Genomic DNA, 25,263 nt, shown 5'->3' on the forward strand with positions numbered 1-25,263 from the left:
TTTAGGCGATGTCTTTTGTTTTTAAAAAAATAATTGACTGTTAAAGAATCAGATATTTCAAAAAGGTATAAATTTGCTGTCTTTAACATTTTATTATGAGTTCGCATAGCCATCAAAATCTGCATTCAAAATTATCAGCAGGCGGTTTACTTTTAACGTTAGGGATTATCTACGGAGACATTGGTACTTCGCCTTTGTATGTAATGAAGTCCATTATCGATGAGCATCAAATCACTGCCGATTTAGTCCTTGGTGGCTTATCTTGTATTTTGTGGACGCTTACGCTACAAACGACACTCAAATATGTGATCATTACTTTAAATGCCGACAATCACGGAGAAGGCGGAATATTTTCGTTGTATTCTTTGGTCAAACGAACCAAAATTCAATGGTTGATTGTTCCTGCTATCATAGGAGGAAGTTTACTCTTAGCGGAAGGTATCATCACACCGCCGATTTCCGTTTCCTCTGCCGTAGAAGGATTGCTCATTTTTAAACCGGATATCCCAACCATTCCCATTGTTATTGCTATCTTATTTGTTTTGTTCACTATACAGCAATTCGGAGCTAAAATCGTAACCAAGTTTTTCTCTCCTGTGATGTTGGTTTGGTTCTCTATGTTGGGTATTTTAGGAATCATTCAAATCTCGCAAAACGTTGAAGTGTTAAAGGCTGTAAATCCTTACTATGCCTACAAACTTTTAACTTCGGATGCATCCGGACACGGTTTCTTCATTCTTGGTGCAGTATTTTTGTGTACTACCGGAGCGGAATCTTTATATTCAGACATGGGACATTGCGGAAGAAAAAATATCCGCGTGAGTTGGATTTTTGTGAAATCTACCTTGGTACTGAACTATTTCGGACAAGGAGCTTATTTATTACAACACAACGGCAGCACTTTAGCCCAATTAAACGACCACAACCCTAACCCTTTCTATTTGATTATGGCCGAGTGGTTCCAACCTATCGGAATTGTGGTAGCGACTTTGGCTGCTATTATCGCCTCTCAAGCTTTGATCAGTGGTTCGTTTACCTTAATCAACGAAGCCATGCGCTTAAACTTTTGGCCTAAGGTTAAAATCAATTATCCAACCGATGTAAAAGGACAATTGTATATACCTTCTATTAACTGGCTGTTATTCATAGGTTGTGTTGGAATCATTTTATACTTTAAAGAGTCCAAATACATGGAACATGCTTACGGCTTGTCCATTATTCTGGGTATGATGATGACCACCACTTTGCTCAATTTTTACCTGATAATGAAACGCATAAAGTGGTATTTTATCGCGCCAATTATTACTATTTATGCTATTATTGAATTTAGCTTTTTGGTAGCCAATGTTACCAAATTTATGGAAGGCGGTTATGTAACACTAGCTATTGCTTTCTTCTTAATAGGTATCATGTCGACTTGGTTTTTAGCGAAAAAAATCAGCAAAAGCTATACTAAAATTGTCAAAATTAACGACTATAAAAAAGTGTTGGCCGAACTTAGTGTGGATTTATCCATTCCGAAATACGCCACGCATTTGGTCTACATGACCAATTCGAATCGCAGTGACGAAATCGAAGAAAAAGTAATGTATTCTATCTTGCAAAAACGGCCGAAACGAGCCGATTTATATTGGTTTATTCATGTGAATATTTTGAGCGAACCCTACAAAAAGGAATACAGAGTAACCGAAATCATCAAAGACGATATTTACCGTATCGACTTCTATCTTGGTTTCCGTGAACCAACCAAAATCAACTTGATGTTCAAACAAGTTATCAAAGATATGGTGGAACGCGGCGAGGTTGATATTACTTCGAGATATGAATCTTTGAGCAAAAATCATATCATCGGTGATTTCAAATTTGTCTTGTCTGAAAAATTCTTGTCTAACGACAGCGACTTGACTTTCTTCGAGAAAATCGTAATGAACACTTATTTCTTAATGAAAAAGTTGAGTTTGTCGGAAGAAAAAGGTTTCGGTTTAGACAGTAGTTCGGTAAAAATTGAACAATTCCCATTGGTCATTCACGCCCCGGAACGAATTGAAATGCGTCGAATTGAAAGAGACTGTAATCCGATTTAATCGTTTACCCAACAACTTTTCCTATAAGATTCAATACAAAACGCGGTTTCCTTTTTTAACGTGTTAATTTTAAAAGAACATAATAAAAAAGGAATATCTTTGCACGCTTATTTTTTACCCAATGCGATTACATAGAAATTTAGTTTACACCACCATTGATTCCTTAAACGCTATCTTTAACGAAGGCGAATACGCTGATAAAGTCGTAGCACGCGCTTTGAAAAAAGACAAACGTTGGGGAAGCTCCGACCGAAAATTTGTAGCAGAAACCATCTACGAAATCGTTCGTTGGAAAAGACTTTACATGGAAATCGCCGATGTAAAAGAACCGCTCAATCGTGATGAATTATGGCGCATTTTTGCCGTATGGGCTGTGCTACGCGGCTACCCTATTCCCGATTGGCGACAATTGGAAGGTACTCCGGAACGAAAAATCAAAGGTCGTTTTGACGAATTGTCTAAAATCAGAAAAATGCGCGAGTCTATTCCGGATTGGATGGACGAATTGGGTGTAAAAGAATTGGGTGAAGAAGTTTGGACCAAAGAAATAGCGGCACAAAACAAACAAGCGCAAGTGATTCTTAGGGTAAATACACTAAAAACTACCAAAGAAAAACTGCGCGCCATTTTAATGGATTTAAACATCGAAACCGAGTTTTTAAAAGACCAGCCCGATGCTTTAGTCCTTAAAGAAAGAGCTAACGTATTTTTAACCGATGCTTTCAAAGAAGGTCTGTTTGAAGTACAAGACGCTTCTTCTCAGCTAGTAGCCCCTTTCCTCGATGTAAAACCCGGAATGCGCGTAGTGGACACTTGTGCCGGAGCCGGTGGCAAAACCTTACACATGGCTTCCTTAATGGAAAACAAAGGACAACTCATTGCTATGGATTTGTACGAAAGCAAACTCAAACAATTAAAATTAAGAGCCAAAAGAAACGGCGCCTTTAATATAGAATACCGCATTATCGACTCGACTAAAGTCATCAAAAAACTCCATGAGAAAGCCGACAGAGTATTAATCGACGCACCTTGTAGCGGATTGGGGGTTTTAAAAAGAAATCCTGATTCCAAATGGAAACTACAACCGGAATTTATCGAAAACATCAAAAAAGTACAGGCAGAAGTATTGGAAAACTACTCTAAAATAGTAAAACCCGGTGGGAAATTGGTTTACGCTACTTGTTCGGTCTTACCTTCTGAAAACCAAGAACAAGTGAAGCGTTTCTTAAGCACTGAAACCGGAAAATCATTTACTTTTGTAAAGGACGTTAAAATTCTGGCCCAAGACACCGGATTTGATGGGTTTTACATGGCCTTACTCGAACGCAAAAAAGAAAATTAAAAATCCACATGAAAAAAATCTTTACTTTATTGTTTTTAAACCTGACTTTCTTAGGTTTAGCTCAGCAAACACTGTCGGTTAACTCAATTCCGCCTGGGTATTACAGCACGGCAACCGGAACGGGATACACTTTAAAAACGCAACTTTTCAACATCATTAACGACCATAACGACAGAGGTTATGCAGGTTTGTACACTACTTACTTGACCTCTGACATTGATAATTATTATGAAAACAACGGTACCATGCTCGATATGTATACCGAAAAACCTACCGGAAGTGAATGTGAATACGTTTATGGCGGTGGTTTACAAGATGATGGAACCTTAGGCAACAATGAGTGTGAACGTTACAATCGTGAGCATTTGATTCCGCAATCAGTATTTGGACAAAACAATTTCCCAATGTATTCTGATGCGCATTTTGTGGTGCCTTCTGATAAATTCGTTAATGCGCAACGAGGTGATTTGCCATTCAGTAAAGTAAATACGCCTAATGCAACCTATTCTAACGGAAGTAAAAGAGGCTCTAACTTAAACTCGGGCTATTCCGCCGGTTATACAGGAACCGTATTTGAACCTATTGATGAGTTTAAAGGCGATATCGCTCGAATGTTATTGTATTTCGCTACTCGCTATGAAGACCAAGTAGCCAGCTGGAGTTATGCTATGTTCAACGGAACAAGCACGCAAGTATTCACCAATCAAGCTTTAAATGTATTATTGACTTGGAATGCTCAAGACCCTGTAAGTCAAAGAGAAATTGACAGAAACAACGCTATTTACGCTCGTCAAAACAACAGAAATCCATTCATCGACAACAATAATTATGTAACCCAAATTTGGGGTTTACCTTTGTCAAATCCAACTTTTTCAGATTTGAAAAGCGTAGCAGTGTATCCTAATCCAACTACCGATGTAATCAACATTCAATCGGAAGTGACTTTGGATGAAATTGAAATCATCACCATCAACGGTCAAGTGCTGCAACAAATCAAACAACCGGTTTTAAACGATAATACCTACACCATCAGCAATTTGCCAAAAGGATTCTACTTTATTAAATTGGCTAATGCCACCCAATCGGTAACTAAAAAAGTATTAGTGAATTAAGATTCAAAAAACTTTATATTTTATAAAAACGCTGTTGATTTTCAACGGCGTTTTTTAGTTTTAAACGAAACCGACTAACGAACAAATCAACAAATAAGCCTGATTTCCTTTGAATTGTAACGCTTCTTTACTATCTTTCGCCCTATTAATGTGTAACCCTTAAACATTTACAAAAATGTTAGAAGAAAAGAATGATAACCTGCAAGACGCAGATGGAAATGTAGTTAACGACTCATTGGAAACAACCGCTGCTGAAAATCAAGAAATTACAACGAAAGACGGAAGTCAGGAGTTGGAAGTTGGGAGTAATGACTTAGAAACCAAAACTATTGAAGAATCGGCTGAAGAAGTTACTGCAGTTGAAGAAGCTCCGGCTGAGGAAGCCACAGCAGAAGAAACTCCAGAAGCAACGGAAGAAACAACCGCTGAAAACGTAGTGGAATTAACCGATGAGCCAATAGCCGATGACAGTCCGGCCTCTGAAAACGATACCGTAATCAGCGCCATCCAGGAAGTGAATGCCGAAGAAAGCGAAGACGAATCCTTAAAAGACCGTCACGATATTCCAATGTTGGATTACGACACTTTATCGATGGAACAACTGGTAGCTGAATTAGGCGACTTGGTTGTGGTAGACAAAGTAATGTCGGTGAAAGACCACGTGGAAGAATTGAAAAAGGCGTTTCTCTCTAAATACTATCATTTTATCGATGAGAAAAGAGACGAATTCCACGCTGAAAATCCGGATACTACAGAAGAATTCCATTATCATTTTCCGTTGAAAGTGAAGTTTGACCAACTTTACTCGCAATACCGCGACAAAAAGAATGCGCATTTTAAAAGCTTACAAAACAGCCTACAAGCCAACTTGGAAAATCGTTTGGCTATAGTAGAAGAATTGAAAAATTTGGTACACAGCCAAGACAGCATTCCGGTTACTTTAAAGAAATTCAATGACATCCGCGACCGCTGGAAAGTGGCCGGTCCGATACCGAAAGACAAATACAACCACGTTTGGAACAACTACCACTTCCACTTGGAGAATTTCTACGACATACTTCACTTAGACCGTGAAGCGCGCGACTTAGATTTCAAACACAACTTAGACCAAAAGCTGAAAATCATCGCTCGTGTAGAAGAGTTAATTCACTTAGAGGACATCAACAAAGCCTTCCGTGAATTGCAAGATTTACACCGCATTTGGAAAGAAGAAATCGGTCCCGTTTCCCGTGACAAACGTGAAGAAATTTGGAACCGTTTCAGCGAACTAACCAAACAAATGCACGACAAACGCGAGAGTTTATATGAGCAATTGCGTGCTGTAGAAGCGGCTAATTTGGAGAAGAAAAAAGAAATCATCGCCCAGATTGAAGTGTTGGCTCAAGAAAAAGTAAATTCACACGCCGCTTGGTTAACCCAAATTGAGAAAGTAGAAGCATTACGCAATCAGTTTTTTGCCGCCGGTAAAGTACCTGCTGAAGTTAGCGAAGACACTTGGACTGCTTTCAAAAACGCGGTAAGAAGCTTTAACGTGTTGAAAAACTCGTTCTACAAAGAAATCAAGAAGGACCAAAACGATAACTTGTCGAAAAAACAAGCCTTAGTAGCCAAAGCACAAGAGCTAAAAGACAGCACTGATTTTGCCGCGACTACGCCGTTAATGAAGCAAATTCAGGAAGAGTGGAAAACCATTGGTCACGTACCGAGAAAATTCTCCGATAAATTGTGGGCCGAATTCCGTGCCGCTTGTAACGAGTACTTTGAAAAACTGAAAGAACAAAAATCAGAAGTTAACGTTGAAGAAGTAGAAGCGTTCGAAAAGAAAAAAGCCTACTTGGAAACCGTGAGAGCGTTTGAAATGACGGGTGATCACAAAACCGACTTAGACGGTATCAAGGCGCATATTGAAATGTGGAAAAGCTTTGGTAAAGTGCCTTTTGCTCGTCGTCACATCGAAGGGAAATTCAACAAGATTTTGGATGCCTTATTCGAAAAACTAAGCGCCAGCAAAAAAGAAAACGAAATGGCTCGTTATGCCAATCGTTTAGACAACTTGGCCCACAATGATACGCGCAAATTAGACAACGAAAAAGTCTTCTTAATGCGTAAAATTGACGAAGTACAAGGCGAAATCTTCCAATTGGAAAACAACATCCAATTCTTTGCCAACGCCAAAGCGGACAACCCAATGGTGAAAGAAGTGAAGAAAAGCATCGAATTGAAAAAAGAAGAGTTGGCCATGCTGAAAGAAAAGCTAAAACAACTCCGAAACATCAAAACAGAATAACCAAAAAGCCTCGAAATCTCGAGGCTTTTTTTATGGTTGTAATTTAGAAGCTAAGAGATATATTACTGCCATTCGAACGGCCACACCGTTTTCAACTTGGTCCAGTATTACGGATTGTTGCGAATCGGCCACATCGGACGTGATTTCTACCCCGCGGTTAATCGGTCCGGGATGCATGATAACGATTTCTTTGTTGAGCGAATCCAACAAGGCTTTGTCCACCCCGTATTGCTGGGCGTATTCTCGCGTCGATGGGAAATAATTCACGTCCATGCGTTCGTTTTGCACGCGCAACATATTCGCCACATCGCACCATTCTAAAGCCTTGCGCAAATTAGGTTCTACAATCACGCCTAAGCTTTCAATGTATTTCGGAATTAAGGTTTTCGGGCCGCAGACTTTCACTTCGGCACCTTGCATTTGCAAAGCATAAATATTGGATAAAGCCACTCTCGAGTGCAAAATATCACCTACAATCACCACCTTCTTCCCGCCTACTTCGCCCAAGCGTTCCCGGATGGAATAACTGTCGAGTAAGCCTTGCGTTGGGTGTTCGTGCGCGCCATCGCCGGCATTGATGATACTGGCTTTTACGTTCTGCGACAAGAAATAAGCCGCACCCGGATGGGCATGACGCATCACCACCATATCCACTTTCATCGACAAGATGTTGTTCACGGTATCGATTAGCGTTTCGCCTTTTTTAACCGAAGATTGCGCCGCCGAAAAACTAATCACATCGGCCGACAAGCGCTTCTGCGCCAACTCGAAGGAAAGTTTGGTACGCGTACTGTTTTCGAAAAAGATATTGGCAATGGTAATATCGCGCAAAGAAGGCACTTTTTTAATCGGGCGGTTAATCACTTCTTTAAAATGATCAGCCGTTTCAAAAATCAAATCGATGTCTTGCTTTTGCAGGTATTTTATGCCCAGTAAATGGTTGACGGTTAGTTCAGACATTTTGATATATAGTGTTGTGTTGTATGTTTATATTAAATGTTTCGGGTTTCGGGTTTCGGGTTTCAGGTTTCGGGTTAGAGAACTCGTAACTTTAAACTCATAACCTTCAAACCAAGTAAACCGCATCTTCTCCATCCTTTTCACTCCAGCAGACTTTTACTTTTTCATCTTGGATGGCGTCTACTTGGCGACCGCGGTAATCAGGTTGTATGGGCAAATGACGGCTGAATCGGCGGTCAATGAGTACCAACAATTCTACTTCTGAAGGTCTTCCGAAAGATTGCACCGCAGTTAAAGCCGCATTAATACTTCTACCGGTAAACAAAACATCGTCGATAAAAACGACTTTTTTGTCTTCGACTAAAAAATCAATTTGGGTTTTGTTGGCTTCCAAAGTCTTTTCTCCACGGCGAAAATCATCTCGGAAAAAGGTTATGTCAAGAAAGCCCAATTGGATGTTGGCTATATTGTAATCATTGGCTAAAATATGCTGAATGCGTTTGGCCAAATAAGCACCGCGTGGCTGTATGCCTATCAAAACGGTATTGGAAAAATCGAGGTGGTTTTCGATTAACTGACAAGCCAAACGATGGAGTATGATATTGACTTCTTTGGAAGTGAGCAATACTTTTTGACTCATGGTAGTGTTGTTTGGAGTGTAAAAGTAGCGTTTTTTATTTAGCGAGTCAAATTTGTTTGGGTTTCGGGTTGCGGGTTTCGGGTTGCGGGTTTAAATAAGTTACACAGAGCTACACAGAGATTGTGGAGATGCACAGAGAAAAGAGGTTCAGATATTCAGAAGACCGACAACTTTGTGCGCTTTGTGCCCCTCGTGGTTAATCATAAATTCATTTATATTTGTCACACAACAACCTCAGAACACCATGAAACACATCCAACTCACCGAAACCATCCTTTATGTCGAAAACCAAGACGTGAGTACCGCTTTCTACGAAAAACTGTTTCGTCAAAAAGCCGATCTGAACGTACCCGGCATGACCGAGTTTAAAGTGTCTGACAGTTGCAAAATTGGATTAATGCCCAATAACGGCATCGCTAAAATATTAAAAGACAAAACCCCGCATCCGCAAACCGGTACCGGAATCCCGAGATGTGAATTGTATTTTTATGTAGAAAATATTACCCTCGAATTTGAAAACGCTACCACCGCCGGCGCCCAACTCATAAGCCCCATAACCAACCAAGATTGGGGAGACAAAGTTTGCTATTTCGCCGACCCAGACGGACATATTATTGCGTTTGCGGAAAAGATGGAATAAGTAGTGATTAGTAGTTAAACCCAGCTACCGCGCGAATCCTTTCGCGTGGTTCTTGCTTAAAAGTAGTCCTTAACCTACTTATACAAAACTTTTATTAGCTTTGGTAAAAAGAATAGTATGAGCAGGAATTACAAGTTTCACAATCCAGAGGGATTGCATTTTGTTAGTTTTGCCGTTGTTGGCTGGTTAGATGTATTTACCAGAAATGAATACAAAGATTTACTTTTAGAAAGCTTAGCATTTTGTCAAAAAAGTAAAGGCATGGAAATACATGCATGGTGTATAATGACCAATCATGTACATTTAATTTTTAGAAGTACTGATAAGCAAAAGCCTGAATTATTATTAGGCGATTTTAAAAGATTTACAAGCAGAAGTATAGTAAAAGCCATCCAAGAAAATCCAAAAGAAAGCAGAAAGGAATTTTTGCTGGACTATTTTAAAAAAGAAGCCGCAAAGAGTTCAAATACTACTAATTTTCAATTGTGGCGACATGACAACAAACCAATAGAATTGTGGAGTAATGCGGTCATTCAGCAAAAAATAGATTATATTCATAACAACCCGGTTGAAGAAGGTATTGTATTTAGACCGGAAGATTATAAATACAGTAGTGCACCGGATTATGCCGGAGAAAAAGGGTTGTTGGATGGGGTTTATGTTTTTAGGTATTTTAAGTTGTAGCAGTATTAACCACGCGAAAGGATTCGCGCGGTAGCAGTGGACGGTACAGGATAAGACTATGGCGGTACAATTGAACAAACTCTCGGCTTATGTGCCACATTTGAAGTTTGTGGTGGATAGCAATGCTCCTTTGTTAACGATAAAGCCGGGGTTGAAAGGCCGAAGGGTATGGAAGGAAAGGTGATTGAATGAGAATTAGGAATTAGGACCCGAGGTATAGATGAACTGTATGAAGCCCCGCTACAGCACGAATCCCTTCGCGTGCTTCACAAAAATCAACTCAATTTTACCCACAAAAAAACCGCCCACCGGCGGTTTTTTCTATGAATACATCTTCTTCCTCATTTCCTGTATTTTATCATCCTCCAAATACTCATCAAACGTCATGTATCTATCTATCACGCCGTTTGGTGTAATTTCCAATACGCGGTTCGCTACCGTTTGGGCAAACTCGTGATCGTGTGTGGTGAATAGTACCGAGCCTTTGAAGTTTTTCAAGGAGTTGTTAAAGGCCGTGATCGATTCCAAATCCAAGTGGTTGGTTGGTTCGTCTAACATCAACACATTGGCACGAATCATCATCATGCGCGATAGCATACAACGTACTTTTTCTCCTCCGGACAATACGGTACATTTTTTCAAGGCTTCTTCGCCCGAGAAAATCATTTTCCCTAAAAAGCCACGTACATACACTTCGTCGCGCTCTTCTTCGGTTTTTACAAACTGGCGTAACCAATCTACCAAGTTCAAGCTACCATCGGTAAAATATTCGCTGTTGTCATTAGGCAAGTACGATTGCGTGGTCGTGATTCCCCATTCAAACGTACCACTATCGGGTTGTTGTTTGCCGTTTAATATTTCGTAAAAGGCTGTGGTAGCACGGGAATCTTTAGAAAACACCACTACTTTATCGCCTTTGGCCATGTTCAAATCGACGTTTTTAAACAATACTTCGCCGTCTATAGACGCTGCTAAGTTTTGTACGTGCAGGATTTGGTCGCCGGCTTCTCTTTCTACCTCAAAAATAATAGCAGGATATCTACGGCTGGACGGTTTGATTTCGTCGAGGTTTAATTTTTCAATCATTTTTTTACGGGAAGTCGCTTGCTTCGACTTGGCCACGTTAGCACTAAAACGACGGATGAATTCTTCCAACTCGGCTTTCTTCTCCTCTGCCTTTTTGTTTTGCTGTGCTTTTTGACGCGCCGCTAACTGGCTCGACTCATACCAAAAGGTATAGTTTCCGGAATAGTGGTTGATTTTCCCAAAGTCGATGTCCGAAATATGCGTACACACCGAGTCTAAAAAGTGACGGTCGTGCGATACTACAATGACCGTGTTTTCATAATTGGCCAAGAAGTTCTCCAACCACGAAATGGTTTCGAAATCCAAGTCGTTCGTAGGCTCATCCATCACCAACACATCAGGGTTACCAAATAAAGCTTGTGCCAATAACACACGCACTTTCATCTTCCCTTCCATTTCGCTCATGAGCGTGTAATGCATATCAGCGCCAATCCCTAAGTTAGACAACATGGCACCGGCATCGGATTCGGCATTCCAACCGTTCATTTCTTCAAACTGTACTTGGAGCTCGCCTATACGGTCGGCATTTTTATCATCGTAATCGGCATACAAAGCGTCCATTTCCGCCTTTACCGCATACAATACTTTGTTCCCCATCATTACGGTTTCCAACACGGTGTGCTCGTCGAACATATTGTGATTTTGGTTCAACACCGACATGCGTTTGCCAGGCTCCAGGAACACTCTTCCCGAAGTAGGCTCAATTTCGCCGGCTAAAATTTTAAGAAACGTAGATTTTCCGGCACCGTTGGCACCAATCACACCGTAGCAGTTGCCTTGGGTGAAGGTTGTATTTACTTCGTCGAATAAAATTCTTTTACCAAATTGTACCGATAAGTTAGAAACTGTTAACATGAACTGTAGTATTATAAAATTTTGGTGCAAAAGTAGTGAAAAATAGTGTAGAAATTTAGAATGAATATGCTTTAAAAAAGTTGGTTTTTTTAGCAGAATACCACATATTTACATCCTTTACATTTAACTATTGATTAACAGTAAAATCCAAATCATCTGAATATTTTTGTTCATTACATTCATTCCAATGCATACCTACAGTCAATTCAAAGTTTTTACTTTTCTTGTCCCGATTCTTGCCCTACTGAGCTCGTGCAAAAACGAATTCAAGAGTAATGATTATGTGGCTTACTTTGGCGGAGAGATTGTAAACCCCAACAGTTCCTACGTTCTTTTTTGTAAAGACAATGAAGTAATCGATTCGATTAAGTTAGACAAAAACAACCGCTTTTTTGTACAGTTTGATTCTCTAGCACCGGGTTTGTATACCTTTAAGCACGAACCGGAATACCAATATGTTTATTTTGATAAAAACGACAGTTTGATGGTGCGTGTAAACACCCGTGACTTCGACAATTCGTTGATTTTTTGCGGACGCGGCGATCAAAAGAACAACTTTTTAATAGAGCAATACCTTAAAACCGAAAAAGACAAGAATGCCATTTTTGGGGCTTTTGATAAAGATATTGACGAGTTTACCAAAACGGTAGATTCCTCTTATCAATTGGCTACGACGTTTTACAACACCAAAAAACAAGAATTGAATTGGAGTGACGAATTTGACGTTTATGCCAAAGCTGCGCTTGACTTTCCTTATTATTCCAGAAGAGAGTTGTATCCAACTATTCACAAAATGAGAACCGGCAACGATGTTTTTGAAAAGATTCCGCAGAATTATTACGACTTCCGAAAAAAGGTAGATTGCAACAATGCCGCACTCTCTGATTTTTCTCCTTTTGTGATGTATTTGTCGCACATGCTTAACAATATGGGCGCCATTAATTACCACAATCATTACACAGAAGTAGATTTGGCTTTAAAGACCAACATCAACAAAATGAACATAGCCGATACGTTAATTAAAAACGAAAAGGTTAAAAATACTATCCTCAACAACATTGCCTTTACTTATTTATTGGAAGATCAGAATATGGTAAACAATCAAACCTTCTTGGCTACTTATCATAAAATTTCCACCGATAAAAGTCAGAAGAACGAGATTACCAAAATTGGTAACGCTATACAATTGTTAAAGAAATCGAAGGTACTGCCGAATGTAGTGCTATTAGATACCAACGGAAAAGAAGTCCACTCATCTTCGTTCACCAATAAGAAAACGGTTATTTTCTTCTGGACAGCTAATGCGGTTTCCCACTTTGAAGCCGTACACAAAAAAGTACTCGATTTTCAGAAAAAACATCCGGACTACCAATTTGTCGGTATAAACTTGAACGATACACAAGCAGAATGGAAAGGTATTATGTCCAAATATAAGTTTAAAGGCATAACCGAATTGCGTTGCGCCGATTTCGAAGACTTAAAGTCGAAATGGGTAATCACTAAAATCCACCGAACTATTATTTTAGACGACAAAGGATTGATTAAGAATGCGTTCACGAATATTTTTGAATTGAACTTTGAAGATGAATTGAGATAGATTGGTTAGACTGGTTAGACTTCTTAGATTACTTAGAGAGTTAGACACTCACATTCTAAGCCACTCAGCCACTCAGTTACTAAGTTACTCAGCAACTCCAATAAAAAAACGTCTCGAATAATCGAGACGTTTTTTTTATGATAATAGTTGCTGAAAACTACTCATTACTGATTTCCTTTGGCGTAATCGGCTAAGAACTGCGCCAAACCGATATCGGTTAACGGGTGTTTTAATAAGCCTAAGATGGATGACAATGGTCCGGTCATAACATCGGCACCAATTTTAGCACAGTTTACTACGTGCATGGTGTGACGTACAGAAGCGGCTAAGATTTGTGTTTCAAAACCGTAGTTATCATAAATCTCTCTGATTTCCTGGATTAAGTTCAAACCATCGGTTGAAATATCATCTAATCTTCCTAAAAATGGAGAAACGTACGTCGCACCCGCCTTAGCAGCCAATAAGGCTTGTCCGGCTGAGAATACCAACGTTACATTGGTTCTGATGCCTTTGTCAGAGAAATATTTACAAGCTTTGATACCGTCTTTGGTCATTGGCAATTTTACTACGATTTGCTCGTGTAATTCGGCCAACTCCTCGCCTTCTCTTACCATACCGTCAAAATCGGTGGCAATTACTTCGGCACTTACATCGCCATCTACAATATTACAAATGTCAACATAATGTTTTAAAATGTTGTTTTTTCCGGTGATGCCTTCTTTAGCCATCAACGACGGATTGGTAGTAACGCCATCCAAAACACCCAAACCTTGGGCTTCTTTAATCTCGTTTAAGTTGGCTGTGTCGATAAAAAATTTCATAGTGTATTATTTAAAAGAGTTGTGTTTTTAATGATAGTGGTGCAAAATTACGATTATTTTTAAGTTACTGAGTAGCTGAGTGACTAAGTTTATGAGTTTTTTTTCTCAGCTTCTCAATCACTAAGGCACTCAGCGACTCAAAGTTTATAGTGCTTCATCAGCATGCGCTCGTAAACCCTATCCGGTAAGACTCGTTTTAAAACGATGGAGAATTTTTGCATGAAGGCGCCAACTTTGTAGTGGAGTTTCGGTTGTTGGGTGTTGATGATTTGGTAAATCGCCATGGCCATTTCGTTGGGATTGCTGCCGCTGTCTACGTGTTCGTTCATTTGTTGTAACGTATTGCCATAAGTTACCTCATAAGCCGAACCCTGAATCACCGGAGCATGATAGCGTCCGGAAGCAATGTTGGTGGCAAAATCACCCGGTGCCACATTGACAACGTTGATGCCGAAAGGTTTTACTTCCATACTGATGGCTTCGGTTACAATTTCCAAAGCACCTTTAGAGGCCGAATACACGCCGCGGTAAGGCAAACCCATATACCCTGCGATAGAAGTGATGTTGATGATTAAACCTGAATTTTGTTCGCGCATTTGCGGTAAAACGGCTTTGATGACTTCTATCGGGCCAAAAAAATTGGTTTCGAAATTGTTTTTGATTTCGGCCGTAGGGATTTCTTCTATCGGACCGGTAATGCCTACACCGGCATTGTTAATCACCACATCGAGGCGTTTGGACAAAGCAATGACTTTGGCAACCGCTTCTTTGATACTTTCAGTATTGCGGACGTCTAAGGCAATCAAAGGAAATAACGAATTGGTTATTTTCTCCGGATTTCTACTGGTACCGTACACGGTAAATCCTTTGTGAAATAAAAACTCGCCTATGGCCTTTCCTATGCCTGAAGAACCACCGGTGATTAAAACTACTTTGCTCATTAAATATTAGATTTCAGGTATTAGATATGATATATATAGTTGGATGCTATAAAGATAAATGCTTTTAAATTATTTTGATTCCCAAACCGGGATTTTCGTTTAACTGAATTGTTCCGTTTACAACATGGCTTCCTTTAGCGATGTCGTTGGCGATTAAATTGGCGCCGTCTAAATCGGCATAGTCGCATAAAGGCGCTAAAACCGCTCCGGCAGAAATGCCTATAGTCGACTCGGTCATGCAACCTATCATGATTTTAAATCCTAGCTTTCGGGCTTGTACAATCATATCTAAAGCAGGCGTTAAGCCACCGCATTTGACCAATTTGAGGTTGATGCTTTGATAGTGCGGTACTAATAAGTGCAAGTCGGCACTCGTTTGACAGTCTTCATCCGCCATCCAATTGGCCAATGCATCGGAACGCAAATTCGAATACTGCTCCGCTCCTTTCTTCATGGGTTGTTCCAGATAAGTAAAATGCGCTACATCTGGATAATTTTCCAACCAAAGACAATCTTGGACTGTGAAACTTCCGTTAGAATCTAAAGCTATATTATGATTCGATTCGAAGAGCTTACGGATGTCGTTTTCACTGAAATGATTGCATTTTACTTTGAAATAACGCCAATCTGATTGAGCCATTTTTTGCAATTGCTTCTCAACGGAATCCACGCTGATAGTAATGGAAGATTCCGGGAGTTGGTTAAAATGGATTTTATTCAGTGTCAAAAAGGATTGTTTTTCGAGTTTACCAAACAAATCCCAATAAGCACAATCTAAGGCCGAACGCAAAAAACTCGGCAATTCCAGTTGGAGTAAGAAAGCGTAAAACTCGGTCGGATGAACAATACTTTGCTTTTCAATCGTCGATTGAAGGCGATTTAAAATGGCTTGAAAGTCGTTTAAGTTGATACCGTAATAGTCTATGGCAGTACATTCGCCAAACCCTTTTTCGCCGTGACTTTGTAGCGATACAATCAAAGCTTCTCTAAATGTATAATTGCCATACGCAATGGCAAAGGTTTCTTTGAGTTGGAGTTGGACTATTTGCCAGTGTAGTATCATGGTTGTAAAAATAAAAAATCCCGCTTTGCTGTAACAACCAAACGGGATTCTTTTTTGAAAAAAACGGCAAGCGACCTACATCGCACCGCTACAACCACATACCTTTGCTATGTTCCCATCCTGGAGGATTTTGTAGGAGCTGGTCGTGTAGGACTTGCCGGTGCAAATATACAATCTTTTTAATTTTTTGCAATATTTTAAGACCATAATAAATATATTTGTGAGGGAAAATTACATGAAAAAAAATGAAATTGCATAATCTATTCATAACCACATTTTTAGCCCTCAGCCTAGTAAGTTGCGGCGATAGCCAACAAGATAAAGAAAATTATTTCAGCTTTGATGAGAGTCAGTTGAAGTCGATGTACCAAGCCACGGACAAAGTTGATTTCTCCCTATTGAACAACGAAAACAAGTCGATTGACAGTGTTGTCTATTTTGCCAACGGCGAGAGAATTGCCGGTATTAAGGGAAATAGCAAATTTACTTACGACTTGAACGGAAAAAAATTAGGCTACCACAACATCAAAGCCTTGGTGTATTTTGAAAAAGATACTGTTTCTACCAAAACCCGTATCGAGGTGGCTTCGGGTATAGTGCCGAAATTATTGAAATACACGGTAGTGAATACCTATCCGCATGATGTGAATGCCTTTACCGAAGGATACGAATTTTACAACGACACCCTAATCGAAAGCACCGGTTCACCGAGCGGAACTCCTTATTTATCGTATGTGGCCAAAGTTGATTACAAAACCGGTAAAACCATCAAGCAAGTTGGTTTGGACAAAAAGTATTTTGGTGAAGGTACTACGGTTATCAACGGTAAAATTTATCAGTTGACCTGGCAACATCAAGAAGGTTTTATTTACGATGCCAAAACGATGAAAAAAATTAAATCGTTTACGTATGACAAACCGGTTGAAGGTTGGGGAATGACTAACGACGATAAAGTGATTTACCACTCGGACGGTACTGAAAAGATTTGGACTTTAGATCCTGAAACGTTGAAGTTGACCAATTTTATTAATGTTTATACCAACGACAGTAAAATTAAAAGTGTAAACGAATTGGAGTGGATAAACGGCAAAATTTACGGTAATATTTGGCAGAAAGATGCTATTGCCGTTATTAATCCTGACAGCGGTGCTATAGAAGCTGTATTAGACTTATCGGCTTTGCGAGCACAAGTCACCAATCAAGAAGCCGAAGTACTGAATGGTATTGCTTATAGAAAATCGACCAATACCATTTTTGTAACCGGAAAGAATTGGAATAAAACTTTTGAAATTAAGGTTACGCAATAGTTTGATTTGACCCCTAATTCGCAACTAAACTTTTAGATAGTTTGCGAATTAGCGGTTCTTATTTACTTCTTTACTACGTATTCCATTTTAGTGGCATCATACACCCACTTGATATCCTGTTTTTTACCTTTTTGCGTGAGCGTTCCATCGGGATTTAAAACCAATTCAAAGCCGTCTTTGCGCATTTTTTCGCGGGTTTCACTGGCTGTTTTGTTTTTGTCTAAAAAGACTTTTTCAATAATATGGCTGTTGGTTTGGGTATTGGAAAAAACCTGTTTTTTTGACGTTATCTCATAAATCACACTAAAATTGGTGGTAATGTCTTCTGTTTTTAAATCAGATTTTTGTTGGGTCACTTCCGTCCAAGTGAGCAAGTACAATTTGGCTCCAGAGGCGGTTAGAGCGATCAATTTACAATTGGTAGGCTTGAAATTGGCATCCGCCGGTTTGACGATAACAGCGTCTTTTTCTTTACCGTTTTCGTTGATCGTGAGTTGGAAATTCCCTTTTTTAATTTCGACTACCAGGTTATCCGCTTTGGCTAATCCGGCTGTAGCGGTTGATTTGGCAGTTGTTTTAGCTCGGCTCCGTTCGGTTTCGCCTCGGGTCTTTTTCTGACTGTAAGCGTTAAGACTCAACAAAGCCATAAAAGTAAAAATCACAATTTTTTTCATAAGTGTTGTTTTGGTTAGGAATTCGGTAACCAATATACAAAATATTCATTTTGGGTTGTGTTAAATAAAAAAGCCGACTTGAAAACGATAACAAGTCGGCTTTTCTAATCAAGAAACTAAAACTAATCTTTGGTTGATTTTACTGCCAAGTTATAAATCACTAAACCGAATCCGATTTTGTTGATAGCATCAGCAATGTTATAAGCAACATCAACATTCCCTTTTCCTAAAAGGCTTGTATACCATCCTTCAGTTCCTAACATGTATCCTAACGGATAAATGGCCCAACCTACTAATACGAACCAGCATAAGATTTTGTGAGCGGACAATACTTCACCTCCGGCAGCCTTAGCCAATTTAGAAGCTTCGCCCAACCAAATTTCATAGACAATAGCAAAGTAAGCTACTCCTGAAACCAATCCCCATAACCATGCGTTGGTAGGATCAACAGCTTCTCCGAAGTAACCGGTTACTAACATTACCAAAGAGTACACAATCATTTTCCATAACAACGACTGTTTGGCTCCTGCGATTTTCAGAATCAAATAAAACTCCAAACACATTAAAGGCACTGTTAAAACCCAGTCTACATAACGGAAGAAAGTGGGTGACTCTCCGAAGCTGGCCCAGTAATCTCTCATGTAAAAGTAATGAACTGCGGCAATGAACGTAATTAAACCGGAAACCAATACTGAAACTCGCCACTTCTTGTCGAATTGACTGAGTGACAAAAAGAAAAATGCTGATGCAGCCATCATGGCCATACATCCGATAAAAAAGGTAAAACCAACGTAGTCGGTTGGCAACATCTTAGAGATGAGTGGAATAGAAAATAATAAATTTGTCATAATAAATAAGGTTTTAGAATTTTGTTCAATCAAATTTAAAAAAGATTAAACAATAAAAATAATTCTGTTTAACTTTATTTTTTTATCTTTAAACAAAATAAATCACTCAAAAAATGACAAATTCTAACAATATAGGCATCGTATTGAGTTTTTTTGCTTTGTGGATTGCCACGTATTTTTCTGTTGAATATCAACAAATTACGGGTTTTGTAATTATATTCTTATTCGGAATACTACATGGCGCTAATGATTTACGATTAATTTCAAAAATTAAGAACGAAAAATCTGTTAATAATTACAGAAAAATACTGGTTTACTATCTCACTTTTGTGACAACCGGAGTATTATTATTCTATTTATTACCCGAATGGGCATTAGTGATCTTCATATTAGTCAGTGCTTATCATTTTGGAGAGCAACATTGGAACCAACTATCCACCGAAAAAAATTCACCAATCATATCATTGTTTCAATTGGTATATGGACTGTTCATTTTTGCGCTACTATTTTATTTTCATCAAAAAGAGGTTACTGTGATTATAGGAGAAATTATTCACAGTCCGATAAAAGCATTTAATTTTACTTATTTACTGCAGTTTAACGGACTGCTATTAATTGCATTCAGTTTAGTTATGCTGTGGAAAAATACTATTTTCAAAAACCAACTACCGGTTAACCTCGTCTACCTGATACTATTTACCATTATATTCAGAAACTCAAATCTGATTTGGGCTTTTGCGATATACTTTATTATTTGGCATAGTTTACCTTCTATTAAAGATCAAATTTGCTTTTTATACGGACAATATAGTTTTCAAAACTTTGTACAGTATTTTAAAGCGGCATTTTTGTATTGGTTTGTTTCGGTAACAGGCATTGCACTACTCTACTTTTTGTTTAGAAAAGAAGCCGTTTTTACCGCCTTGTTTTTTTCCTTTCTGGCAGCCATTACTTTTCCTCATGTTTTGGTCATTATGAAGATGCAAAACCGAATCAAAGAAAATTGATTGCATAAAAAAACCGAGCCATTACTGACTCGGTTTACTTCGTATTTCTATTTATAAAAGGCCAACGCGCCTCCGGTTACTTCACTTCCTCGAATTCTACATCCTGAGTGTTATCGCCTTGCGTTTCGGCTTGTGGTTGTGCTTCTTGCGCTTGACCTTCACCTTGGGCTTTGTACATTTCTTCGGAAGCATTTTTCCACGCTTCGTTGATTTTGTCTAAAGCCGGTTGAATGGTTGCAACATCCTTAGTTTCATATGCTTTTTTCAACTCGTCTAAAGCGGTTTGAATAGCCGTTTTGTTCCCTTCGGATAATTTATCTCCGAATTCACCCAACTGTTTCTCCGTTTGGAAAATCATGCTGTCGGCTTCGTTTAACTTATCGGCTTTTTCTTTGGCCAAACGGTCGTTTTCAGCGTTCATTTCAGCATCTTTCTTCATTCTTTCGATTTCTTCCGGAGTTAAACCTGAAGACGCCTCGATACGAATGTCGTGTGATTTTCCGGTACCTTTATCGGTAGCCGATACTTTGATGATACCATTAGCATCGATATCGAAAGTCACTTCAATTTGAGGCACACCTCTCGGGGCCGGCGGAATTCCGTCTAAGTGGAAACGTCCGATGGTTTTGTTGTCAGCCGCCATAGTTCTTTCTCCTTGCAACACATGGATTTCTACACTTGGTTGGTTATCTGCTGCTGTAGAGAACACTTGCGATTTCTTAGTTGGAATGGTAGTGTTGGACTCGATTAATTTAGTCATCACATTACCCATAGTTTCAATTCCTAATGATAACGGTGTAACGTCAAGCAACAATACATCTTTAACATCTCCGGTTAAAACACCCCCTTGGATAGCAGCGCCAATGGCCACTACTTCATCCGGGTTTACTCCTTTAGAAGGTTTTTTTCCGAAGAATTTCTCTACCTGCTCTTGGATTACCGGCATTCTGGTAGATCCTCCTACTAAGATTACTTCGTCGATATCAGAAGTTGATAAACCGGCATCTTTTAATGCTTTGGCTACCGGTTCCATAGAACGTTTTACCAAGCTTTCTGCCAATTGTTCGAATTTAGCACGAGTTAGAGTTTTTACCAAGTGTTTAGGACCTGTAGCAGTAGCCGTAACATAAGGCAAGTTGATTTCGGTTTGTGTTGAAGAAGACAACTCGATTTTAGCTTTTTCAGCGGCTTCTTTTAAACGTTGCAATGCCATTGGATCTTTGCGTAAATCAACACCTTCTTCGCTGTTGAATTCATTCGCCATCCAGTCGATGATTACTTGGTCGAAATCGTCTCCACCCAAGTGTGTATCACCGTTAGTTGACAATACTTCGAATACACCATCGCCTAACTCTAAGACAGAGATATCGAAAGTACCTCCACCTAAGTCGTATACCGCAATTTTTTGGTCTTTTCCTGCTTTATCTAATCCGTAAGCCAATGCTGCTGCCGTAGGCTCGTTGATGATACGCATTACTTTTAAACCAGCGATTTCACCGGCTTCTTTGGTAGCCTGACGTTGGGCGTCATTGAAGTAAGCCGGAACCGTAATTACAGCTTCCGTTACTGCTTGACCCAAATAATCTTCGGCTGTTTTTTTCATTTTTTGAAGTGTCATCGCTGACAATTCTTGTGGAGTGTACAAACGACCGTCGATGTCTACACGTGGCGTGTCGTTGTCGCCTTTTACCACTTTGTAAGCTACTGTTGAAGCTTCTTTAGCACTTTCAGTATACTTGTTACCCATGAAACGTTTGATAGACGCTATGGTTTTGGTTGGATTGGTCACTGCTTGTCTTTTAGCAGGATCACCTACTTTAATCTCACCGCCTTCTACGAAAGCGATTACAGATGGTGTTGTTCTTTTTCCTTCCGCGTTAGCAATTACTACCGGTTCTCCACCTTCCATAACGGCCACACAAGAGTTGGTTGTACCTAAGTCGATACCAATAATTTTTCCCATTTTATTTTCTCCTTTTTTTGTTTATTTTTTGATTATTCCTCTACGAGTGAATAGTACTTTGTGTTGTACGGTTTCCGAAAAGACAACTATTATGCCATGTGAGAATTGGACATAAATTGTCAGTTTTTCAAGAATTTTGCTGACAAGATGACATTTTAAGTACGAAGTTAGAAGTTAGAAGTACGAAGTTATGACGGTCGAGCATTACCTTTGAACCAAAAAAAAATCCCAACTGTTAAGTTGGGATTTTCTATTTAATCGTTCATCGAAATCAAGAACTCATCGTTATTTCGGGTTTTCTTAATCTTATCATTAATGGTATCCATAGCTTCTACCGGATTCATATCGGCCAGGAACTTGCGCAATATCCACATGCGTTGTAGCGTTTTCTCGTCTAACAATAAATCGTCGCGACGTGTGCTGGAAGAAGTCAAATCGATAGCCGGGAAAATTCGGCGGTTGGCAATTTTTCTGTCCAATTGTAACTCCATGTTACCGGTACCTTTAAATTCTTCAAAGATTACTTCGTCCATTTTAGAACCGGTTTCGGTTAAGGCGGTGGCGATAATACTCAACGAACCTCCGTTTTCTACGTTACGAGCCGCACCAAAGAAACGTTTTGGTTTTTGTAAGGCGTTGGCATCCACTCCACCCGACAATACTTTACCAGAGGCAGGCTGTACTGTGTTGTAAGCACGTGCCAAACGCGTAATTGAATCCAGTAAAATTACTACATCGTGACCACATTCTACCAAACGCTTGGATTTTTCCAACACAATATTGGCGATTTTTACGTGTTCCGATGGTTCTCTGTCGAAGGTAGATGCAATCACTTCACCTCGAACACTGCGTTGCATGTCGGTTACCTCTTCCGGACGCTCATCAATAAGCAATACAATTAAATATACTTCGGGATGATTGGCGGCAATAGCGTTGGCAATATCTTTCAACAACATGGTTTTACCGGTTTTCGGCTGTGCTACAATCATACCGCGTTGGCCTTTTCCGATTGGGGAAAACAAATCCATTACGCGGGTAGAAACACTGGCTTGTTTATCGGCGATGTTGAATTTTTCTTTTGGGAAAATCGGTGTTAAATGTTCGAACGACACACGGTCTCTCACCACTTGTGGGTCGTGACCGTTAATCTTTAACACTTTAACCAACGGGAAAAACTTCTCTCCTTCTTTAGGTGGACGCACTACTCCTTTTACGGTATCTCCGGTTTTCAAACCGAATAATCGGATTTGGGAAGTTGACAAATAAATATCATCCGGCGACGCCAAATAGTTGTAATCGGAAGAACGCAAAAAGCCGTAACCGTCTGGCATCATTTCCAAAACGCCTTCGCTTTCAATGATACCGTCAAATTCATAATCGGCATCACGAAAGTTATTTTGTTTTTTTCCTTTGAAGTTAGGGTTATTTGGATTGCCGTTACCGTTGTTTTGCGGTTTATTCGAAGAACTGTCGGCTGTATTTTGAGAAGAATTTTGATTTTTGTGTCGGTGTTGACGGTGTTCTTCGGGAGAAGGCTTGGCTTGATTTTCGGTAGCTTGGTCTTCTGTTACAGGAGCCGTTGCGGCTTGTTCTGAAAGAATTACTTCTGATTCGTCAGAACTGTTATTTTGTCTTGGGTTGTTTTTCTTTTCAAAAGGCTTTTTAAACTTGTTTTTTTTGCCTTCGAAGGCCGGTTTTTCTTCGGCTACTGCTGTTGGTGCTGTCTCTTGGGAGAACAAATCGGTTGAAGTGGTATCTGGCTCTTTGGATGTTGCTGTGATGCGCGCTCGTTTAGATTTGGTCTCTTTGGTTTTTGGCGCTCCGGGTTCCGAGGGATTTTCTTGGGCAGCAGTTTTGTTTTGGTGCTCTAAAATCTGCGCAATCAATACGTCTTTTTTGGCACCGGCAACTTTAATGGTTTTAGCCAACTTGGCTATTTCTTGAAGCTCCGTAAGCTTCATTTCTTTTAAGGCGGAAATATCAAACATCGATAGTGTTGTGAATAAAATTATATTTTCAGGAAAATACTAAAAAATGTGGGTAGAAAAATGGTATAGAAACATCCGAAGATGAAGTACTTGCGGATTTGCATTGCAATAATACAAATAATATTTTAGCATGCAATAGTATTTTTTTAAAAAGAAACTTTATTTTTGTGCACCTATTTCAAGATTATGTTTAGAGTACAAACTTATTATTTAATCGCCAGCTTACTTATTACAGGAGTATTGCCTTTCTTGTTTCCGTTGTGGACGGTAGCAGAACAACCGTTTTATTTTGCGGCGGATATTGTATATGTGAGTTTGTTTGGCTTAAGCACTACGCTTTCGTTACTAAGCATTTTATCACACAATAAAAGACAACATCAATTTGTAATGGGCAGATTGAATATCATATTGAATTTAATTTTATTAGGATTATTTGTGTATCGAACACTAAGTGCATCTGGAGGAACTACTGCTGTTCCTGAGAAAGGTGTTGGGATGTTCTTACCTATTTTTTCTATCGTATTCTTGGTTTTGGCCAACAAAGCCATCAAAAAGGATGAAGATCTTGTAAAATCTGTGGATCGATTGCGATAAACCTATAAACTTAGTTTTTTAGTGCTGCGAAAAACCCGTCTCGTTAAACAGACGGGTTTTTTATTTTCACCACATAGATATTGATTTTAAAATGGCACACGGTTAACATGATTAAACTGATTTAATAATCCGTGGAAATCAGTTTAATCCGTTCAATTTGTGGCCAAACCAGTAGCAGAGGCGTTTACAGAACACTACTTCTTCCCTAACTCAATAATCTCTAAATTTTGGATTTTATCGCCATCAATTTCAAAGCGCAACATGGTTCTGACTTGGTGAAAGCCGTAAATACCGCAAGCACCGGGATTCATGTGGAGTAAATTCAGACTCTTATCAAATTGTACTTTGAGTATGTGCGAATGTCCGCAAATAAAAAGCTTGGGAGGATTGCGCTGTATTTCCGCTCGAATGGCCTGATTGTACTTACCGGGATAACCTCCGATATGAGTAATCCAAACATCGACACTTTCACACCTAAAACGATTGTGCAACGGAAAATCCATTCGGGCTTTGTCGTCGTCTATATTCCCATAAACAGCACGCAAAGGCTTGATGGTTTTAATGGCATCGGTTACTTTCAAATCGCCTATATCACCGGCATGCCAAACTTCATCGGCTAAACGAACGTATTTTAAGATGGATTCGTCTATATGACTGTGGGTATCGGAAAGGATGAGGATTTTTTTCAAAGTAAAAGGGACTAAGGTTCTAAGACACTAAGGTACTGAGGTTGCAAATATAAGTAACGAAATTATGAAAACTTTAAACAT

The 25,263-nt window shown here is 39.4% G+C and carries 21 protein-coding genes and 1 other RNA gene; 10 read left to right on the forward strand and 12 right to left on the reverse strand.

Annotated elements, in window-relative coordinates; genetic code table 11:
- Positions 1–95 precede the first annotated feature (95 nt).
- From Q0M21_RS06330 to Q0M21_RS06345, 4 genes are all read left to right on the forward strand, one after another.
- Positions 96–2,084: a KUP/HAK/KT family potassium transporter gene (locus Q0M21_RS06330; protein WP_295335837.1), complete on the forward strand. Its 1,989-nt coding sequence runs from the start codon at positions 96–98 to the stop codon at positions 2,082–2,084.
- Positions 2,085–2,205: 121 nt separating this feature from the next.
- Positions 2,206–3,426 (forward strand): methyltransferase domain-containing protein, encoded by a 1,221-nt coding sequence (locus Q0M21_RS06335; protein WP_295335839.1) that lies wholly within the window; start codon positions 2,206–2,208, stop codon positions 3,424–3,426.
- An 8-nt stretch (positions 3,427–3,434) separates the two neighbouring features.
- Positions 3,435–4,538, forward strand: a complete 1,104-nt coding sequence (locus Q0M21_RS06340) for an endonuclease (RefSeq protein ID WP_295335841.1) — start codon at positions 3,435–3,437, stop codon at positions 4,536–4,538.
- A gap of 175 nt (positions 4,539–4,713) precedes the next feature.
- A complete protein-coding gene (locus tag Q0M21_RS06345; protein ID WP_295335845.1) occupies positions 4,714–6,825 on the forward strand; it encodes a DUF349 domain-containing protein in 2,112 nt (703 codons plus the stop codon).
- A gap of 30 nt (positions 6,826–6,855) precedes the next feature.
- Here the strand turns inward: Q0M21_RS06345 and Q0M21_RS06350 are convergent, their stop codons facing one another.
- Together Q0M21_RS06350 and pyrR are read right to left on the reverse strand one after the other, a co-directional pair.
- The gene (locus tag Q0M21_RS06350; RefSeq protein WP_295335849.1) at positions 6,856–7,785 is read right to left on the reverse strand and encodes an aspartate carbamoyltransferase catalytic subunit; all 930 of its coding nucleotides are present in this window, start codon (positions 7,783–7,785) and stop codon (positions 6,856–6,858) included.
- Positions 7,786–7,891: 106 nt separating this feature from the next.
- A complete protein-coding gene (gene pyrR / locus Q0M21_RS06355; RefSeq protein ID WP_295335852.1) occupies positions 7,892–8,425 on the reverse strand; it encodes a bifunctional pyr operon transcriptional regulator/uracil phosphoribosyltransferase PyrR in 534 nt (177 codons plus the stop codon).
- A 244-nt stretch (positions 8,426–8,669) separates the two neighbouring features.
- Here pyrR and Q0M21_RS06360 point away from each other — a divergent pair, with 244 nt between their 5' ends.
- Positions 8,670–9,065, forward strand: coding sequence for a VOC family protein (locus Q0M21_RS06360; protein WP_295335854.1), 396 nt, complete (start codon positions 8,670–8,672; stop codon positions 9,063–9,065).
- 117 nt (positions 9,066–9,182) lie between these two features.
- Positions 9,183–9,749, forward strand: a complete 567-nt coding sequence (locus Q0M21_RS06365) for a transposase (protein WP_295335856.1) — start codon at positions 9,183–9,185, stop codon at positions 9,747–9,749.
- 321 nt (positions 9,750–10,070) lie between these two features.
- On the opposite strand, the gene Q0M21_RS06370 is transcribed toward Q0M21_RS06365, so the two are convergent.
- Positions 10,071–11,690, reverse strand: a complete 1,620-nt coding sequence (locus Q0M21_RS06370) for an ABC-F family ATP-binding cassette domain-containing protein (protein ID WP_295335859.1) — start codon at positions 11,688–11,690, stop codon at positions 10,071–10,073.
- 187 nt (positions 11,691–11,877) lie between these two features.
- On the opposite strand from Q0M21_RS06370, the gene Q0M21_RS06375 reads away from it, so the two are divergent.
- A complete protein-coding gene (locus Q0M21_RS06375; protein ID WP_295335861.1) occupies positions 11,878–13,287 on the forward strand; it encodes a thioredoxin-like domain-containing protein in 1,410 nt (469 codons plus the stop codon).
- A 164-nt stretch (positions 13,288–13,451) separates the two neighbouring features.
- Here Q0M21_RS06375 and fsa read toward each other — a convergent pair whose 3' ends face one another.
- From fsa to ffs, 4 genes are all read right to left on the reverse strand, one after another.
- A complete protein-coding gene (gene fsa, locus Q0M21_RS06380) occupies positions 13,452–14,108 on the reverse strand; it encodes a fructose-6-phosphate aldolase (RefSeq protein WP_295335864.1) in 657 nt (218 codons plus the stop codon).
- Between the two features lie 137 nt (positions 14,109–14,245).
- Complete coding sequence (locus Q0M21_RS06385) at positions 14,246–15,049, reverse strand: SDR family oxidoreductase (RefSeq protein WP_295335867.1); 804 nt, start codon at positions 15,047–15,049, stop codon at positions 14,246–14,248.
- A 64-nt stretch (positions 15,050–15,113) separates the two neighbouring features.
- Entirely contained in the window at positions 15,114–16,112 is a 999-nt protein-coding gene (locus tag Q0M21_RS06390; RefSeq protein ID WP_295335870.1) for an enolase C-terminal domain-like protein, read from the reverse strand.
- A 61-nt stretch (positions 16,113–16,173) separates the two neighbouring features.
- An RNA gene (ffs, locus tag Q0M21_RS06395) (signal recognition particle sRNA small type) lies at positions 16,174–16,272 on the reverse strand.
- 85 nt (positions 16,273–16,357) lie between these two features.
- On the opposite strand from ffs, the gene Q0M21_RS06400 reads away from it, so the two are divergent.
- Positions 16,358–17,419: a glutaminyl-peptide cyclotransferase gene (locus Q0M21_RS06400; protein ID WP_295335873.1), complete on the forward strand. Its 1,062-nt coding sequence runs from the start codon at positions 16,358–16,360 to the stop codon at positions 17,417–17,419.
- 62 nt (positions 17,420–17,481) lie between these two features.
- Here the strand turns inward: Q0M21_RS06400 and Q0M21_RS06405 are convergent, their stop codons facing one another.
- Both Q0M21_RS06405 and Q0M21_RS06410 read right to left on the reverse strand, forming a co-directional pair.
- A complete protein-coding gene (locus Q0M21_RS06405) occupies positions 17,482–18,093 on the reverse strand; it encodes a hypothetical protein (protein ID WP_295335876.1) in 612 nt (203 codons plus the stop codon).
- A 122-nt stretch (positions 18,094–18,215) separates the two neighbouring features.
- The gene (locus Q0M21_RS06410) at positions 18,216–18,941 is read right to left on the reverse strand and encodes a bacteriorhodopsin-like (protein ID WP_295335879.1); all 726 of its coding nucleotides are present in this window, start codon (positions 18,939–18,941) and stop codon (positions 18,216–18,218) included.
- 113 nt (positions 18,942–19,054) lie between these two features.
- On the opposite strand from Q0M21_RS06410, the gene Q0M21_RS06415 reads away from it, so the two are divergent.
- Positions 19,055–19,948 carry a Brp/Blh family beta-carotene 15,15'-dioxygenase gene (locus tag Q0M21_RS06415; protein WP_295335882.1) on the forward strand — a complete coding sequence of 298 codons (894 nt, stop codon included), beginning with the start codon at positions 19,055–19,057 and terminating at the stop codon, positions 19,946–19,948.
- Positions 19,949–20,024: 76 nt separating this feature from the next.
- Here the strand turns inward: Q0M21_RS06415 and dnaK are convergent, their stop codons facing one another.
- Positions 20,025–21,911, reverse strand: a complete 1,887-nt coding sequence (gene dnaK, locus Q0M21_RS06420; protein ID WP_295335885.1) for a molecular chaperone DnaK — start codon at positions 21,909–21,911, stop codon at positions 20,025–20,027.
- A gap of 254 nt (positions 21,912–22,165) precedes the next feature.
- Positions 22,166–23,899: a transcription termination factor Rho gene (gene rho / locus Q0M21_RS06425; protein WP_295335888.1), complete on the reverse strand. Its 1,734-nt coding sequence runs from the start codon at positions 23,897–23,899 to the stop codon at positions 22,166–22,168.
- A gap of 183 nt (positions 23,900–24,082) precedes the next feature.
- On the opposite strand from rho, the gene Q0M21_RS06430 reads away from it, so the two are divergent.
- Positions 24,083–24,493 (forward strand): DUF4293 family protein, encoded by a 411-nt coding sequence (locus Q0M21_RS06430; RefSeq protein ID WP_295335906.1) that lies wholly within the window; start codon positions 24,083–24,085, stop codon positions 24,491–24,493.
- A 194-nt stretch (positions 24,494–24,687) separates the two neighbouring features.
- Here the strand turns inward: Q0M21_RS06430 and Q0M21_RS06435 are convergent, their stop codons facing one another.
- Positions 24,688–25,182 (reverse strand): metallophosphoesterase family protein, encoded by a 495-nt coding sequence (locus Q0M21_RS06435; RefSeq protein ID WP_295335891.1) that lies wholly within the window; start codon positions 25,180–25,182, stop codon positions 24,688–24,690.
- Positions 25,183–25,263 lie beyond the last annotated feature (81 nt).

It is taken from the genome of Flavobacterium sp. (assembly GCF_024710485.1).
GTDB lineage: Bacteria > Bacteroidota > Bacteroidia > Flavobacteriales > Flavobacteriaceae > Flavobacterium.